Below are 15,005 nucleotides of genomic sequence, written 5' to 3'. Positions count from 1 at the left end.
ACCGCGCCGAGGCGGTCGCTCGGTGCCGCTGTGAGCACCGTCTGCTCAGCGCCGGAGCACCGTGACGGTCTCGACGTGCGCGGTGAGCGGGAAGAGGTCGTGACCGACGAGGCTCTCGATCGCGTAGCCGCCGGCGCTCAGCTGCCCGAGATCGCGGGCGAGCGTCCCGGCATCGCACGAGACGTAGACGATCGTCTCGGGACCGTCGGCGATGAGCCGGTCGGTCACCGCCTTCCCGGCGCCGGCGCGCGGCGGGTCGAGGAGGAGGACATCGGAGCTCGGGAAGTCGGCCGTATCGACGCGACCGGCGACGAACTGCGCGTCGATGCCGGCGGCGTTGATCCGGGCGTTCTCGATAGCCGGACCGACTCCTTCGACGCCGAAGAGCCTCGCCCCGGTCGCCTCGGCGGCCGTGATGCCGAGCAGCCCGACCCCGCAGTAGAGGTCGGTGAGCGTGCGCGCATCGGCCGGCACGGCCGCCCGCACCGCCTCGGTGAGGACGTCCGGCGCGTGAGCGTGCACCTGCCAGAAGCCGTCGGCGGCGACGCGGAAGTCCCGTCCCGCCGCGGTCTGGAGAAGATGGTCGGTCCCCCGGATGACCTCGAGCACCGGCGCCGAGGCGGTCGACCGTCCCGCACCCCGGTGACGGCGGCCTCCCCTCCCCTGGCCCCGGCCGTTTCCACCGCGACCGGCACCGGACCGACCCGTGGGGCGGGCAGGTGCAGCGGGGCCGGCGAGGATCGACCACTGCTCGGGCAGGGACTCGGCGAGTGCGTCGAGTCCGGCTCGGTCGGTCTCCCCGCGGACGATGACCGCGCCGGTGCTGCCCGCCCACGCGAACTCCACCCGTTCGGCACCGGGCAGGCGCAGGGACCTCAGGTCCGCCTCGGCGATCGCGGGCACGGCGAGCGGGGCACGGGTGACGGGGATGACGTCGTGGCTGCGGGAGCGCAGCATCCCGAGCTCGCCGGTGCCGCTCACCGCGAGCTGGATGCGGGTGCGCCACTCGAGCCCGGTCTCCTCCCCCGGTGCGGCGGTGACGGCGACGTCCCGGTCGATGCGGCCGATGCGGGAGAGCTGATCGGCGATGACCTCGGCCTTGAGTTCGCGGCAGTGGGCGAGGTCGACGTGGGCGTACTCCATGCCGCCGAAGAGCCCGTCGTCCGTTTCGGCGAGGAAGCCGGTGCGCCGGTCGGGCACGCGGTGCACCGACGGCTCGAGCACCTCGGTGACTTCGGCGCGCAGGACCTTCCCGGTCTCGGTGAGCCGGGCGCGGACCAGCTCACCGGGCAGGGCGCCGGCGACGAAGACGACGCGACCGTCGAGGCGGGCCACGAAGGTCCCACCCGCGGCCGGTCCGGCGATGCGCAGCTCGACCGAGTCACCGGGGGCGAGCGAACCGGACGTCATGGCTTCGGCACCTGACCGTAGAGCGGGGCCTCCGAGTCCGGGCCGTCACCGCTGTGGGCGCGCGAGTACGAGCGCAGCCGCCACGGGACGGAGACGACGACGACGTTGGGAACGAGGAGCAGGCGGGTGCGCAGCTTGATCGCGATCTGATTGTGGAGAAGGTGCTCCCACCAGCGTCCGACGATGTACTGCGGGATGTAGACGATGACGAGGTCGCGCGGTGAGCGCCGCCGGATCGCGAGGACGTGGGCGATGAGCGGGCGGACGAGTTCGCGGTAGGGCGAGGCGAGGACCGTGAGCGGGACGGGCAGCTCCATCTCGTTCCACCGCTTCTGCAGCTTCTCCGCCGCCTCCTCGTCGACGGCGACGGTGACGGCTTCGAGCTGGGTCGACCGGGCCACCCGCGCATACGACAGCGCCCGCAGGGTCGGCTTGTTGATCTCGTTGACGACGACGATCGCGTGCGTGTTCGACGGGATCGTCCGCGAGTCGACGTTGGCCTCGGGGGCGAGTTCGCTCGCGACCCGCGAATAGTGGCGGTGGATGGCACCCATGACGAGGAAGAGCCCGGCCATCGCCGCCACCGCGATCCACGCCCCGGCGAGGAACTTCGAGACGATGACGACGATGAGGACACCGGCGGCGATGACGCAGCCGACGGTGTTGACCGCCCGGTTGAAGCGCATCCGCATCCGCGCCTTGGGGTCGATGACGAGCCGCAGGCGCTTGTTCCAGTGGAGCACCATGCCGAGCTGGCCGACGACGAAGCTCGCGAAGACGCCGACGAGGTAGAGCTGGATGAGGGTCGTCGCCGAGGCGTTCGTCGCGACGACGAGGACGATCGCGGCGACGGCGAGGAGGAGGATGCCGTTGGAGAACGTCAGCCTGTCGCCCTTCGTCGCGAGCTGCCGGGGCAGGAAGCCGTCGCGGGCGAGCCGGGAGGCGAGTCCCGGGAAGCCCTCGACCGCGGTGTTCGCGGCGACGATGAGGACGAGGGCGGCGACGAGGACGACGAGGAAGAACATCAGGGGCGTGTCGGCGAAGATCGTGTGGGCGAGCTGCCCGAGGACCGGCTCCTGCTCGTATTCGGCCGAGACGGGACTGCCGTCGGGGCGGACGAGGTAGAGGTGCGGGTCGTCGACGTACTTCACTCCGGTCACCGAGGCGAGATACGTCAGTCCGGTGAGCATGACGGCGGCGAGCAGTCCGGAGAGGACGAGCGTGTTGCCGGCGTTCTTCCCGCGCGGCTTCTTGAAGGCCGGCACCGCGGTGGCCACGGTCTGGACGCCGGCGAGGGCAACCGACCCGGAGGAGAACGCGCGGAGGACGATGAGCACGGTCGCGAGCCCGAGCGTCGCCTGATCCGTCACCGCATCGTGGACGATCGTGTAGTTCGCGGTCTCCGCCTGCGGGATGTCCCCGAGTCCGACCTGGACGAGGCCGACGATCATCGTGAGGAACACCGCGCCGAGGAAGAGGTACGTCGGGATCGCCAGGAGCACCGGGGTGGCCCGGGACCCGCGCAGACCCGCGAGGCAGATGACGAGGATGCCGACGATCGCAACAGGCACCCGGTAGGGCGCGAGCAGGGGGAACGCCGTCGTGATGTAGGCGGCGAAGACCGTCATCGACACGGCCAGAGTCAGGACGTAGTCGACGAGGAGGGCGGCGGCGACGATGAGGCCGGCACGAGGGCCGAGGTTCTTCGACGCGACCTCGTAGTCGCCGCCTCCGGATGGGTAGGCGCGCACGTTGAGGCGGTAGCACGCGACGATGACGAGGATGACCGCGCCGACGGCCGCGCCGATCCACGGGGCGGCGGTGATCGAGACGAGAGTCGTCAGGGACAGGGCCAGGAGGATCTCGTCCGGGGCGTACGCCACGGAGGAGAGCATGTCCGAGGCGAACACGGGCATCGCGATGCGCTTCTTCAGCGCAGGGGCACGCCTGTCCTCACTGCGGAACGGCCGTCCAACGAGTAGTCTTTTGACGGCATCAGAAAAACTGCTGGCCACGAGCACCAATGGTAGAGCAAATGTCGGAAGGGATGACCATGCACTTCGTCATCATGGGCTGCGGCCGAGTCGGAGCGACCCTGGCCAGGGCACTTGATGCCAACGGCCATTCCGTCGCCGTCGTCGACCGGGACCCCGATGCCTTCCTCAAGCTCGGGCCGGACTTCACCGGATCGACGATCACCGGCCTCGGATTCGACCGGGAGACCCTCACGCAGGCCCGCACCGCCGACGCGTTCGCGTTCGCCGCGGTCTCGAGCGGAGACAATTCCAACATCCTCGCCGCGCGTGTCGCCCGGGAGACCTTCGGTGTGCCCAATGTCGCGGCCCGCATCTACGATCCCGATCGGGCGCAGGTCTTCGAGCGCCTCGGCATTCCGACGGTGCCGACCGTGCGGTGGACGGCCGAGCAGGTGATGCGCAAACTCGTCCCGCAGGGGTCGATCACGGAGTACCGGGAGCCCTCGGGCAACCTCGTCCTCGCCGAGGTGCACCTCGATCCCAGCTGGGTGGCCCGTCCGATCGCGGAGATCGAGGAGGCCACGCAGGCCCGCGTCGCGTATGTCACGCGACTCTCGGAGGGCATCGTCGCCACCGACGACCTCCTCCTCCAGGACGGCGACCTCGTCCACCTCATGTGCCCCGTCGACCGCCTCGACGAGATCGCGCGCATCCTCGACAAGCCCGTGACCTCCAGGGAGGAAGAAGAATGAGAGTCGTCATCGCCGGAGCCGGGTCCGTGGGCCGTTCGGTGGCCAGGGAGCTGCTCGACAAGAACCACTCCGTCCTCCTCATCGACCAGAGCAAGGAGGCGCTCGCGCACGAGAAGATCCCCGGCGCCCAGTGGCTGCTCTCCGATGCGTGCGAACTCGCCGGCCTCGGAGAGGCGAAGCTCGAGGAGGCCGACGTCGTCGTCGCCGCCACCGGCGACGACAAGACGAACCTCGTCCTCTCCCTCCTTGCGAAGACGGAGTTCGGGGTGCCCCGCACGGTCTCGCGGGTCAACAATCCGAAGAACGAATGGCTCTTCGACGACAACTGGGGCGTCGACGTCGCGGTGTCGACGCCGCGGCTGATGACCGCGCTCGTCGAGGAGGCCGTCGAGGTCGGCGGTCTCGTCCACCTCATGAGCTTCGAACGCGGTCAGGCCGGGCTCATGGAGTTCACCGTCAACGAGTCCTCGGACCTCGTGGCGTCCCGGATCGGGAACATCGCGTTCCCCGTCGACACCGTGCTCGTCGCGATCATCCGCAACGCCCGCGCCTTCGCGCCGAGCGCCGATGACGTCATCGAGGGCGGGGACGAGCTCTTCTTCCTCTCCTCCCCCGATCAGGAGGGGGCGCTGCTCAGCCTGCTCCAGGCCGCGGCCAAGGCCGACAGCGCGGACTGAGCGCTCTCACGCGGTGGAAACCGAGCGCTTACGACCAGTGCGCGCTCACTCGCGGTGGCGCAGATCGCTCACTCGTGCTCGTCCTTGGGGGCGACGAGTTCGTAGACGGGGTTGTGGGCGGCGAGCACACCGTCGCGGTCGCAGAACCGGCCTTCGAGGACGAGAAGCGCGCCGGGTCTGATGCCGCTGATCTCGCGGCGGCCGAGGAACTGCGCCTCGACGTCGCCGGTGCCGTCGGAGACGGTGATCGTCAGGCGCGGGTTGTCAGCGTTCGTCGACCGCGTCACGGCGCTGACGACCCCGGCGATGCGGACCATCGCCCGCGGGGCGACGTCGCCGATGCTCACGACGCCGGGAATCCGGCTGGCCATCCGCAGGTCCTCGCGGGCGTCGTCGTCGCGGGAGCCGAGGCTCTGCGTGAGCCGGCTGAGAAGATCGAGCATGGCGATCAGCGGACCTCGGTGATCTCGGGTCCGCGGGCGAACGGGTTGATGTCCTCGGTCTCGTCCTCGGGCTCGGGAGCCGCATCGACCTCGGGGGCGGTGAGGGCGATGAGCTCGCGAGGAGCCATCGCCTCGTCGCCGCGGTCGACGACGACACCGCGCACGAGCGCACTGAGCTCTGCGCGCACCTCGGCGTCGGTGACGGCCTTGCCGGAGAACACGGCGCGGACGAACCAGCGCGGACCGTCGACGCCGGCGAACCGCATCGCGCGCTTGCCGGGACGTCCGTCTTCGGTCTTCGCGGGCACCTCGACGGCGAGCTCGCGGCCGAGCCCGGTGTGGAGCTCGGTGCACTCCCCGCCCTGGGATTCGACGGATTCGGTGAGCTGCCGGCGCACCGTGTTCCACAGCCCCTCGGATCGCGGGGTGGCGAACGCCTGGAGCTGGACTCCCCCACCGTCGTGGATGAGGGTCACGGCGAGCACGCGCTGCGAGTCGTCGTCGGTGTCGAGGCGGATCTGCATGCCGTCGACGACGGGCACCTTGAGCGCACCGAGGTCGAGGCGGTTGAGCTCGGGGTAGTCCTCGGCCGCGTCGAAAGGGCCCTTCTCCGCCCGGTCGAGCGGTGCGGACTTCTCCAGGACCGCTTCGTCGTCGAGGTCCTCGGTCTCCGCCTCGGTCTCGGCGACCGCCTCGGCGTCGTCATCGCTGTCATGATCGTCAGCGACGTCCTCGTCAACGAGTTCGTCGTCGACGATCTCCTCGTCGGTGCTGCGGTCGGTCGCGGACTCCTCGTCCGCGGCCGCTGACTTCTTCGAAAAACGTGAGAACAGTCCCATTGTCCTTCACTCCACTTCTGCGTTGAGACCGGAGACGACTCCGCCGGTGGAGCCGAATCCGCCGGTGCCGCGGTCGCTGTCGTCGAGGGTGTCGACGACGGTGAACGCGGCCTGTCGGATCTCCTGAATGATGAGCTGGGCGATCCGGTCACCGCGGGTGATGCGCAGCGGCACGGTCGGGTCGAGGTTGATGAGCGGCACCTTGATCTCGCCGCGGTATCCGGAGTCGATCGTCCCCGGGGCGTTGACGACGGTGACGCCGTGCCTGCTCGAGAGTCCCGAGCGGGGGTGGACGAAACCGGCGTGGCCGGGCGGGAGGGCGATCGCGATCCCGGTGGGCACGGTGCGCCGTTCGAACGGTTCGAGGGTGAAGTCGATCGCCGAGCACAGGTCCGCGCCGGCGTCGGACGCGTGGGCGTAGCTCGGCGGGGCCATTCCGTCGTCGACGAGGGTGATTTCGATGCGCAAGCCTTCTGTCACAAGGTTGCACTCTAGTGCCCAAGCCTGAGCGCTTCAAACATGCGCGCTGTGGGAGAATGGAGGACATGGCTCAGACTCATACCGATTCGCAGGTGACCTACCGGGAGAAGGTCAGCCCCTCGCCCGCCATGTGGGTGCTCATCGCGGTCGCCGCCGTCTCGACGGCGGCCATGGTCCTCCCCGTCTGGACGCTCGGCGCCTTCATCCTGCCCGTCGTCACCTTCGCCCTGCTCGCATGGTGGCTGCGCTCGCTGGGGATCACGATCATCGTCACCGGCCGCCAGCTCTTCGTCGGCGACGCCCACATCGATCGGGCATTCCTCGGCGGCGTCGAGGCCCTCGGCATCGAGGCGGCCCGCGAGGCCCGCGGCACCGGGCTCGACGCCCGCGCCTTCCTCGTGCTCCGCCCCTGGGTGAAGACCGCAGTGCGCATCGACATCGACGATGCCTCCGACCCCACCCCGTACTGGCTCGTCTCGAGCCGGCACCCCGAGGAGCTCGCCGCCGCCCTGCGCGCCTGAGCACGACCCCGCCCGACGCCGGCCGCAGCGCCCGACTCCGGGCCCAGCGCCAGACGCCGAGCAACGAAAAACGCGCCCTCGAAGGGGCGCGTTCGTCTTGGTGGGGATGTCGCGACGCTCAGCCTGCGCAGTCCGTGCAGATGAGGATTCCGCCCTCATCGCTCGCCAGCTGCGAACGGTGACGGACGAGGAAGCACTCCATGCAGGTGAATTCGTCGTTCTGCTTCGGAAGCACGCGCACCGAGAGCTCTTCGTTCGACAGGTCGGCGCCGGGAAGTTCGAACCCTTCGGCCGCTGCCGTCTCGTCCTCGTCGATCTTGCTGGCCTGCGCCTGCGAGCGCTGCGCCTTGAGCTGCTCGATCGAGTCGCTCTTGATTTCGTCGTCGTGCTTGCGAGGTGCGTCGTAGTCGGTTGCCATATGGCCTCATCGCTCTCTGTCGGGTGTGCTGAAAAGGAGTTTCAGCCCCTGTCGCCTATCGTGTCCCCAGCATTGTGCACTGCCCAGTACCCTTTGGCAAGAGCAGATGGTACCCTGTCACGGTGATTCTCGTCACGATGACGAAGGACACACATACGACTCTCGAAAAGCTCTGCGAGAATGCAGGAGACGATGCTGAGCGAGCATGCCGGCCTCGGAGAGAAACGACCACACGTCGGCGATGACTCGACCTCATCCCCGGCGGCCTATTGTCGGAAGGACGGATGCACGATGAGTGAATTCGCAGATCAGCTCGATAACAGAATCGACGATGTCCGTCATCGCTTACACGACGCCAGGGATGCCGGCGACGACTTCCTCGTCGAGAGCCTCATCGACGACCTCGAGAACCTCCTCGAACTCGCCGACCGCAACGACGTCGACACCGGCCCGATCGCCGAGGTCATCAAGGCCGAGACCGGCGCCATCCCGGTCATCCCCGAACCCAGAGAATCCTGACCCGAGCAGCCTCGCCTCAAGCACACAGACCTCAGACACACGGACGCGGCCCCTCCCGAATCGCTTCGGGAGGGGCCGCATCGGTGTGTGCAGAGCTGCTGTGCCGGTCTTAGGCCGAGGGCCAGTTCGGCAGGGTCGGGCGCTCGACCCGGCCCCGGCAGCAGTCGATGCTGCACGCCCCGCTGCCGGGGGTCAGCGCGCGTGTGCCGGGGATCGCCGGCGTCTCCGGGGTCTGCCCGGACAGCTGTGCGAGGCGCTCCTCGACGAGGTCGACGAGGCCTGCGACGAACGTCGGATGCGTGCCGACGGTGGCCACGCGGGTGAACGCGAGGCCGAGCTCCTCCGCCGTCTCCTTCGCCTCGGTGTCGAGGTCGAAGGCGACCTCCATGTGGTCGGAGATGAAGCCGATCGGGGCGAGGACGACACCGGTGACGCCCTCGGCGGCAAGCTCCTCCATTCGGTCGTTGACGTCGGGTTCGAGCCACGGCACGTGCGGCGCACCCGACCGAGAGCAGTAGACGAGCTCCGCGGGCAGCCGGTCCGCCTCGGTGAGGCCGCCGAGGAGGAACTCCATGAGCTCCTCATGCTGGGCCTGGTAGCCCACGGTCGCCACCGCCGAGGCCTCCTGCATGACGTCGGGGATCGAATGCGTGACGAAGAGGATCCGGTGACGGGCCGGGTCGAGGGCGCCGACCTGGGCCCGGAAGTCGTCGAGCCCCTCGCGCAGCAGCGTCGCGCACGCCTCGGCGTAGCCGGGATGGTTGAAGAACTGGCGGACCTTGTCGAAGCTCACCTCGATGCCCTCGTCGGCGAGCCCGGCGACCGTGCCGGCGAAGTCCTCACGGTACTGCCGGCACGAGGAGTAGGAGGAGTACGCCGAGGTGTCGATCGCGAGGAAGCGGGAACGGCCGGCCGCCGCCTCGGTGCGGGCGACATCAGTGAGGTAGGGCTCCCAGTTGCGGTTGCCCCACACGAGCGGGAGGTCAAGGTCGCGCCGCTCGAGCTCGGCGCGCAGGGCCGCCAGCAGCGCCTTGTTCTGGTCGTTGATCGGGGACTTGCCGCCGAATCCGTAGTAGTGCTCCCCGACCTCCTCGAGGCGCTCGTCGGGGATGCCGCGCCCCGCAGTGACGTTCTTGAGGAACGGAACGACCTCCTCGGGCGATTCCGGTCCGCCGAAGGACATGAGGACAAGGGTGTCAATGGGGGCTGTCGTATTCACGTCAGAGATTTTACAGCGTGTAGAGATCGCTCGCCCGTTGTCCGCACCCTGAGCACGTTCGACTCACTTTCGCCGCCCAGCGCTGCCCGCGCGTGCCCAGGCCTGCCGAATTCGCGACTCGCGAGCAAATCTGCGGGGCTGAGCGGTGCGGTCATGACACGATTCTTCATGAGAAGCGATAAAGGAGCGAAATGCGTGAACTCATCTTGCACGGGGTCGATGCCGACGGCACTCATCTGCTCCTCGGCGATGACTCCGGGGCACAGTATCGACTGAAACTCGACGAGTCCCTCTATGCGGCTGTGCGCAAGGACAGGGCCGTCGTGCGCTCCGACTCCCCCATCCGCCCGCGCGACATCCAGGCGATGATCCGCGGCGGGATGAGCGCCGAGGAGGTCATCGCGGCCACCGGCGCCGACCCCGACCAGGTGCGCACGTACGAGCGTCCGGCCCTGGCCGAACGCGCCCACATGGCGCACACCGCGAGCCGGCACCCCATCTACTCCGATCACGACCCCAACGGCGACCCGACCCCGCTCGTCGAGCTCAGCCAGACCCGTCTGGCGATGCGCGACGTCGACATCGAGACGATGGACTGGGACGCGTGGAAGCAGCAGGACGGCAACTGGTACATCGAACTCAGCTTCATCGCCGCCGACCGCAAGCGCACCGCCGGGTGGAACTACTACCGCGGCTCGCTCACGGCCCTCGACGACGAGGCGAAGTGGCTCGCGGACTCGGGTCCCACGGACACCGGTCCGATCCCCGGCTACAGCTCGAGCCGTCGGACCACCGAGGAGATCGACACCCCTGACCCGCAGGCTTCGGCACCGGAGCGGCCGGCCGAGCAGCCGGCGACGCTCGGCGATCACCAGGCCGAGACCGGGCGGATCCTCGAGAACCTCCGTCGTCGCCGTCGCGATGACGACGAACCCCGCGGTCGCCTCCGCGCAGTCACCGAGGACCCCGAGACCCACCCGCAGGGCGCGCACACCGCGCCCGGGCGTCCCGCCGACGCCACCGACGATGAGGTGTTCGCATTCGAGGACAGGATCGCCGAGGCGGCGAGCCGTCACAGCGCGGCGAAGCCCGGCGATCGTGAGCCCGCGCAGGCGGAGGCCTCTTCCGATGCCGCTGACGAACCGCAGGAGCCGACTCAGGAGGTCGGCACGTTCGACGACGACAATCAGCTCTCCCTGCTCAACGAGCCCGGGGTGAGCGACGGAGTCGAGACGTCGAAGGACACCGAATCGAAGGCGAAGAAGAAGAGCAGCCGCGCCTCGGTCCCGAGCTGGGACGAGATCATGTTCGGATCGAAGCGGGACTGACGTCCGTTCCCAACCGCAGCACGCGGTCCCCTGAGTCGATGAGGCTCTCATCGTGGGTGACCATGATGACCGTGTGATCGGGGAGGTTGGCCCGCAGATCCGCGACGAGGCGGTGCGCCGTGGCCGCATCGAGGTGCGCGGTGGGTTCGTCGAGGACGATGACCTCGGCCCCGCTGAGCAGGGTGCGCGCGACGGCGAGGCGCTGCCTCTCCCCTCCTGAGATCTCAGACCCGTGGTCCCCGACCCACCGGTCGAGGCCCTCGGGGCTCGCCCAGTGTCCGAGCCCGGCGGCGGTGAGCGCGGCGAACATCTCCTCCTCGTCCGGCACATCCCGGCGCGCCAGGGCGAGGTTGCCGCGCACCGTCGACCGGAACACGTGCGCCTCCTGCGGGCACCACGCGATCCGACCCGCGAGCTCGGCGGGGTCGAGCGCGAGGACGTCGACGCGCTGCCCGTTCCGCTCCTGTGCGTCGTAGCGCCCGCGCCACGGGGTGAGGAACCGCAGGAGGACGCTCACCGTCGTCGTCTTTCCGCTGCCGCTCTCCCCGCACACGACCGTCCACCGGTCCGCATCCGCGGCGAGGTCGAGGTCGTCGAGGACGGGCACACCGTCCCAGCCGACGGTGACATCGGCGAGTTCGAGTGCGGTGAGCGCCGAGGCGGCCGCCGGGCCGTCGTCGGCCTCATCGTCGTCGTGGAGGGAGTCCGCGGTGACGGGCGGCAGGCGGTCGAGGGCGATCCCGAGGGCGGGCATCTGCCGCCACGCGGTGAGCGCCGAGGCGAGAGGATCGACGAGACCGAAGGTGCTGAGGACGACGACGGCGAGGATCTCCGTGGGTGCCGGGGAGATGAGGGCGATGACGATGGCGGCGAGCACCGTCGTCACTTCGACCCACAGCTGTGCGGCACCGAAGTTCCGCGCCGAGGCGCGCTGCGCGGCCTCGAGGTCGTCTTCGGCCGCGGAGAGCCGGGCGAGGACGGCGGGGTTCGCGCCGTTGGCGCTGAGATCGGTCTTCGCTCCGAGCGCTCGGGCGAGGAGGGAGAGGATCAGTGCCTGTCCTGCACGGATCCGCCGCGCCCACGGCGCCTCGGCGCGGACGAAGACGAGCGGGACGACGACGAGGTTGACGATTGCGAGGGCGACGAGGACAGGCACCGACCCCGGATCGAGGATCGCGGTGGCGATGATGACGGCGACGATGACGAGGGCGGAGACGACCGGCGGGAAGAGGGTGCGCGGCACGAGGTCGCGGACCTCGTCGGCGTCGGCGACCATCGTCGTCAGCGCCGTGTCCGAGGTGAGCATCGTGCGGTCGCTCATGCCCGCGCGCTCGAAATGCGACCACAGCACCGAGCGCAGGCGCCCGAGCGCGGAGAAGATCGCCGAATGGAGGTTGAGGCGGCTGACGTAGAGGAAGATCGAGCGGCTGAGACCGAAGAAGCGCACCCCGACGATCGCGACGAGCAGCGTCATGATCGGCGGCCCGTACGAGGCCTCGACGATGAGCCACCCGGAGAGTGCGGTGAGCGAGATCGCGGCGAGGCTCGAGGCGCATGCGGTGAGGAGGGCGATGAGCATCGTCCACCGCATGAGCGGCAGCGCGGTGCGCAGCGTCGCCGCCCGCCGCCGCAGACTCCCTGGTGCGGGCACGTCGTCAGAGCCGCGTTCGGGAGACACGACCGCGGTGTCTCCGGAGCGGTCACCGACTGTTGGGGCAGCAGCTGACACCGAGGCACCAGCTGACGCCGGGGCCGGGTCCGGGGCCAGGTCCGGGACCGCCACGGTCGTCGTCGTGCCCGCGGCCGTCGTGCCCGCGGTGTCATGCGAGTCGTCCGTCGCGGTGCCCGCAGTGCCCTCCTCGACCGGTGCGGTGGAAGCGGAGACCGGGGCCGCGGTGACACGCGGGGTGATCGTGTCGGTCGCGAGCGCGAGCACCCGCGGGTCATGGCTGGCGAGGACGATGCGGGTCGCGGCGGCCGCCTCGGCGATCATCACGATGATGGTCTCCGCATTGTCGTCGTCGAGGTGGGCCGTCGGCTCATCGAGGATGAGGAGGTCGGTGTCCCTGCCGCGCACCCGCACGAGGGCGAGACGGCGCAGCTGTCCGGGACTGAGCGCGCCGGTGGGCAGGTCGAGGGTGGGCGGAAGGCCCGCGGTGAGCAGCGCGGCCTCGGCGGCGGCACCGGTGAGCCCGAACGTCGCGAGCTCCTCGCCCAGGGTCGCCCCGAAGGTCCGCGGGGTCTGCGGCACGAGCGCGGCGCGGGCGGGTGCCAGCGTCGTCGTCGCCCCTGCCGCGAGGCTGCCCGAGAGCGCCGCGAGGATCGTCGATTTCCCCGCCCCGGAGGGGCCGAGGACCGCGGTGATGCCCGGGGTCGTCGGGATGGACCCGTCCCAGGCGACGGTGGTTCCGTCGGCGTAGGTCACGGCATGGTCCGCGTGCGCAGCCGCCGAGGCGGGACCGGCTTCCTCGTCGTCACCTGCGGTGAGGAGGGCCTGGGCCCGATCGTAGGACTCACGGCCGTTCTCACTGGCATGGAACCCGGCGCCGAGGGCGCGCAGCGGCATGAAGCACTCGGGAGCGAGCAGCAGCGCGAGCAGTCCGTCGCTCAGATCCATCGTGCCGTAGACGAGGCGGACGCCGATGACGACGGCGACGAGGGCCACGGAGATCGTCGCGATGAGCTCGAGGGCGAGGCTCGAGAGGAACGCGATGCGCAGCGTCGCGAGATTCGCCTGGTGGTAGTCGGTGCTCAGCCTGCGCAGGGTGCGGGCGTGCTCCCGGGACCGGCCGAGCCCGATGAGGACCGGCAGTCCCTCGGCGAGTTCGGCGAGGTGGTCCGACATCCGCTCGAGCGCACGGGTGCTCTCTGCCGTCGTCTCCTCGGTGTAGCGGCCGATGAGGACCATGAACAGCGGCACGAGCGGCAGGCACGCGATGATGATGACCGCCGAGAGGAGGTCGGCGAAGACGATCCGCACGAGGAGCACCGCGGGCACGATCGCGGCCTGGGTGAGTGCGGGCACGACCGTCGTGAAGTAGTCGTCGAGGTCATCGACCCCGCGCGTCACCGTCACCGCGGCCTTGGCCCGGGGCATCCCGCGCCTGCCCAGCAGCGTGGAGAGGATGCGGGCGCGCAGTCCGCGCTTCGCCTCGGCGGCCAGCCCGGTGCCGAGGCTGTGGTCGGCCCACAGGCTCGCCCCGCGCAGTCCGGCCCCGAGGAGCCCGAGGACGATCCACAGCGGCAGCGATCCGAGGTCGAGGATCGTGCGCACGAGCGCCTCGGCGATGAAGACGATGCCGACGGCCCGCGCTGCCGCGCTCGTCACGGAGAGGACGAGGCCCCTCCTGCCGGCGGGCAGCGACAGGAGGATCCCCAGTGGCGAGCTCACGAGCGGATCGCCGCCGGCACCTTGTGGGCGTCGGGGATGTGCGACTCGGTGAGGCGGTTGAGGTACTGCCGGTAGCTGAAGATCTGGTAGCCGAGCACGATCGGGAAGAAGATCGCGGTGACGACGAGCATGACGCCGAGCGTGTAGTCCGACGACGAGGCGGTGGCGATCGTCAGCGAGAACGCCGGGTCGAGCGTCGAGGGCAGGACGTTCGGGAACACGCCGGCGAAGACCGCGCCCATTCCGGCGAGGAGGAAGACGCCGTGGAGGAAGAACGCCTTCTTCTCCGCCCCGGCCCGCAGCGCGACGAACGAGGCGATGAGCGCGATGAGGGCGATCGCGACCGGCACGATCAGCCATGCGCCGTGGCGGATCGAGAGGGCGAACCAGATGAGGAAGGGAATCGCGAACGGCAGGGTCGTCGCCAGTGCCCAGCGGCGGGCCTTGGCCCGCAGCTCGCCTTCGGTCTTGAGGCAGAGGAACATCAGACCGTGGACGAAGCTGAAGCCGACACCGCCGAGTCCGCCGAGGAGGGCGGGCCAGCCGAGCCACGCGAAGGGGCCGCCGACCATGTCGCCGTTCTCGTTGAGCGGCAGACCCGTCGTCGTGATGACGAGGAGGGCGCCGATGAGGAACGCGACGACGGTCGAGCCGATGGCCATCGCCCAGGTCCAGAACGTCAGCCAGCGCTGCGTGTGGCCCTTGCCGCGGTATTCGATGGCCACGGCGCGGAAGATGAGCCCGAGCAGGCACAGGGTGAGCGGGATGTAGAGGGCGCTGAAGAGGGAGGCGTACCAGTGCGGGAACGCCGCGAACATCGCGCCGGCCGCCGTGATCAGCCACACCTCGTTGCCGTCCCAGACGGGTCCGATCGAGTTGAGCAGGACGCGCTTGCCGCGCTCGTCCTTCGTGAAGATCGGCATGAGCATGCCGACTCCGAGGTCGAACCCGTCGAGGAACAGGTAGCCGATCCACAGGACGGCGATGAGGACGAACCAGATCGTTGCCAGGATTTCCATCTGTCTTCTCCTC

14 protein-coding genes are annotated in these 15,005 nt (G+C 69.7%); 5 read left to right on the top strand and 9 right to left on the bottom strand.

Features of this window, described 5'->3' with window-relative positions:
• Window positions 1-45: 45 nt before the first annotated feature.
• Both J9315_RS07405 and J9315_RS07400 read right to left on the bottom strand, forming a co-directional pair.
• On the bottom strand, window positions 46-1,410 hold the full coding sequence (locus J9315_RS07405) for a class I SAM-dependent RNA methyltransferase (protein WP_198498974.1): 1,365 nt from the start codon (window positions 1,408-1,410) through the stop codon (window positions 46-48).
• Entirely contained in the window at window positions 1,407-3,326 is a 1,920-nt protein-coding gene (locus tag J9315_RS07400) for an APC family permease (protein WP_198498975.1), read from the bottom strand. Before J9315_RS07400 ends, J9315_RS07405 begins: the two co-directional genes overlap by 4 nt.
• A gap of 137 nt (window positions 3,327-3,463) precedes the next feature.
• Between J9315_RS07400 and J9315_RS07395 the strand changes: the two genes are divergently transcribed.
• Together J9315_RS07395 and J9315_RS07390 are read left to right on the top strand one after the other, a co-directional pair.
• Window positions 3,464-4,138, top strand: coding sequence for a TrkA family potassium uptake protein (locus tag J9315_RS07395; protein ID WP_137825789.1), 675 nt, complete (start codon window positions 3,464-3,466; stop codon window positions 4,136-4,138).
• Window positions 4,135-4,815, top strand: coding sequence for a TrkA family potassium uptake protein (locus J9315_RS07390; RefSeq protein WP_198498976.1), 681 nt, complete (start codon window positions 4,135-4,137; stop codon window positions 4,813-4,815). The genes J9315_RS07395 and J9315_RS07390 overlap by 4 nt, the downstream gene beginning before the upstream one ends.
• A 68-nt stretch (window positions 4,816-4,883) precedes the next feature.
• On the opposite strand, the gene J9315_RS07385 is transcribed toward J9315_RS07390, so the two are convergent.
• From J9315_RS07385 to dut, 3 genes are read right to left on the bottom strand one after another with little or no spacing between them, the layout of a single operon-like run.
• Window positions 4,884-5,258: an OB-fold nucleic acid binding domain-containing protein gene (locus tag J9315_RS07385; protein ID WP_198498977.1), complete on the bottom strand. Its 375-nt coding sequence runs from the start codon at window positions 5,256-5,258 to the stop codon at window positions 4,884-4,886.
• 5 nt (window positions 5,259-5,263) lie between these two features.
• Window positions 5,264-6,097 (bottom strand): DUF3710 domain-containing protein, encoded by an 834-nt coding sequence (locus tag J9315_RS07380; protein WP_198498978.1) that lies wholly within the window; start codon window positions 6,095-6,097, stop codon window positions 5,264-5,266.
• A 6-nt stretch (window positions 6,098-6,103) separates the two neighbouring features.
• On the bottom strand, window positions 6,104-6,577 hold the full coding sequence (dut, locus tag J9315_RS07375; protein ID WP_137825761.1) for a dUTP diphosphatase: 474 nt from the start codon (window positions 6,575-6,577) through the stop codon (window positions 6,104-6,106).
• Window positions 6,578-6,642: 65 nt separating this feature from the next.
• Between dut and J9315_RS07370 the strand changes: the two genes are divergently transcribed.
• A complete protein-coding gene (locus tag J9315_RS07370; protein WP_198498979.1) occupies window positions 6,643-7,098 on the top strand; it encodes a DUF3093 domain-containing protein in 456 nt (151 codons plus the stop codon).
• Window positions 7,099-7,216: 118 nt separating this feature from the next.
• On the opposite strand, the gene J9315_RS07365 is transcribed toward J9315_RS07370, so the two are convergent.
• Window positions 7,217-7,516 carry a DUF4193 domain-containing protein gene (locus J9315_RS07365; protein ID WP_009376994.1) on the bottom strand — a complete coding sequence of 100 codons (300 nt, stop codon included), beginning with the start codon at window positions 7,514-7,516 and terminating at the stop codon, window positions 7,217-7,219.
• A gap of 291 nt (window positions 7,517-7,807) precedes the next feature.
• On the opposite strand from J9315_RS07365, the gene J9315_RS07360 reads away from it, so the two are divergent.
• Window positions 7,808-8,035, top strand: a complete 228-nt coding sequence (locus J9315_RS07360; RefSeq protein WP_137825759.1) for a hypothetical protein — start codon at window positions 7,808-7,810, stop codon at window positions 8,033-8,035.
• Between the two features lie 109 nt (window positions 8,036-8,144).
• On the opposite strand, the gene J9315_RS07355 is transcribed toward J9315_RS07360, so the two are convergent.
• Window positions 8,145-9,254 (bottom strand): ferrochelatase, encoded by a 1,110-nt coding sequence (locus J9315_RS07355; RefSeq protein ID WP_211979151.1) that lies wholly within the window; start codon window positions 9,252-9,254, stop codon window positions 8,145-8,147.
• A gap of 191 nt (window positions 9,255-9,445) precedes the next feature.
• Here J9315_RS07355 and sepH point away from each other — a divergent pair, with 191 nt between their 5' ends.
• On the top strand, window positions 9,446-10,582 hold the full coding sequence (sepH, locus tag J9315_RS07350) for a septation protein SepH (RefSeq protein WP_211979150.1): 1,137 nt from the start codon (window positions 9,446-9,448) through the stop codon (window positions 10,580-10,582).
• Here the strand turns inward: sepH and cydC are convergent.
• Both cydC and cydB read right to left on the bottom strand, forming a co-directional pair.
• A complete protein-coding gene (gene cydC, locus J9315_RS07345) occupies window positions 10,557-13,973 on the bottom strand; it encodes a thiol reductant ABC exporter subunit CydC (RefSeq protein ID WP_211979149.1) in 3,417 nt (1,138 codons plus the stop codon). The genes sepH and cydC overlap by 26 nt on opposite strands.
• A complete protein-coding gene (gene cydB, locus J9315_RS07340) occupies window positions 13,970-14,992 on the bottom strand; it encodes a cytochrome d ubiquinol oxidase subunit II (protein WP_211979148.1) in 1,023 nt (340 codons plus the stop codon). Before cydB ends, cydC begins: the two co-directional genes overlap by 4 nt.
• Window positions 14,993-15,005: the final 13 nt, after the last annotated feature.

It is taken from the genome of Brevibacterium sp. W7.2 (assembly GCF_018137945.1).
In the GTDB taxonomy this organism is placed as follows: domain Bacteria; phylum Actinomycetota; class Actinomycetes; order Actinomycetales; family Brevibacteriaceae; genus Brevibacterium; species Brevibacterium sanguinis.
Note: the sequence above shows the minus strand (reverse complement) of the source record. Positions and strands in the feature narration are given on the sequence as shown.

Coding starts and splice junctions, on each gene's coding strand:
- J9315_RS07405 (WP_198498974.1), bottom strand. CDS start 1,410: ATGACGTCCGGTTCGCTCGCCCCCGGTGACTCGGTCGAGCTGCGCATC.
- J9315_RS07400 (WP_198498975.1), bottom strand. CDS start 3,326: ATGCCCGTGTTCGCCTCGGACATGCTCTCCTCCGTGGCGTACGCCCCG.
- J9315_RS07395 (WP_137825789.1), top strand. CDS start 3,464: ATGCACTTCGTCATCATGGGCTGCGGCCGAGTCGGAGCGACCCTGGCC.
- J9315_RS07390 (WP_198498976.1), top strand. CDS start 4,135: ATGAGAGTCGTCATCGCCGGAGCCGGGTCCGTGGGCCGTTCGGTGGCC.
- J9315_RS07385 (WP_198498977.1), bottom strand. CDS start 5,258: ATGCTCGATCTTCTCAGCCGGCTCACGCAGAGCCTCGGCTCCCGCGAC.
- J9315_RS07380 (WP_198498978.1), bottom strand. CDS start 6,097: ATGGGACTGTTCTCACGTTTTTCGAAGAAGTCAGCGGCCGCGGACGAG.
- J9315_RS07370 (WP_198498979.1), top strand. CDS start 6,643: ATGGCTCAGACTCATACCGATTCGCAGGTGACCTACCGGGAGAAGGTC.
- J9315_RS07365 (WP_009376994.1), bottom strand. CDS start 7,516: ATGGCAACCGACTACGACGCACCTCGCAAGCACGACGACGAAATCAAG.
- J9315_RS07360 (WP_137825759.1), top strand. CDS start 7,808: ATGAGTGAATTCGCAGATCAGCTCGATAACAGAATCGACGATGTCCGT.
- sepH (WP_211979150.1), top strand. CDS start 9,446: ATGCGTGAACTCATCTTGCACGGGGTCGATGCCGACGGCACTCATCTG.
- cydB (WP_211979148.1), bottom strand. CDS start 14,992: ATGGAAATCCTGGCAACGATCTGGTTCGTCCTCATCGCCGTCCTGTGG.